Below are 445 nucleotides of genomic sequence, written 5' to 3'. Positions count from 1 at the left end.
GTTCCTGATGCGGCGTTACGGGAAACCATCTGGCTGATTTCCATGCCGCCGGGTTTGATTCGTGGGTCAACGCGCCGGACAGTGATTTCAAAGGTGAAGGCCTGCTCGGGGCGGGTGCTGGTCTGACCGACCCGACGCATCCTTACCGGATACCGGAATTTCCAGAACCAGATGCCGTTTTCCATCTGGCCCTGATTCACCAGCGTGCCGGCCCCGATGGTGGCTGTGAGGTTAAATTTCTCCTTTTTAATGGTGTCCAGAATGTTGGAGGCCTGAAGAGCATTCACATAGCCGGCAAAACCGGCTTCGGAAAAGCGGGGGGCCAGTGTCGTGATTTGTTTCCTGTAGTGGACAAAATCCAGATTAAAAGCTTCGCTCAGCGTCATGCTGCCAAACGTCATGACGTCGCTCTGACTCCAGGCTGGCTGACTGGTGGGGGCCAGGC

Annotated in this window: 1 protein-coding gene; it reads right to left on the bottom strand. The window is 56.2% G+C overall.

All coding sequences use genetic code 11. The annotated features are described in order from the left end of the window. Positions 1-401: DotI/IcmL family type IV secretion protein (locus K0039_RS25440; RefSeq protein WP_265589596.1), on the bottom strand; the 401-nt coding region annotated here is incomplete at its 3' end. Positions 402-445 lie beyond the last annotated feature (44 nt).

The organism is Terrisporobacter mayombei, from assembly GCF_020748465.1.
Lineage (GTDB): Bacteria > Bacillota > Clostridia > Peptostreptococcales > Peptostreptococcaceae > Terrisporobacter > Terrisporobacter mayombei.
The sequence above is the reverse complement of the archived record's forward strand: the minus strand, read 5'-3'. Positions and strand labels throughout refer to the sequence as shown.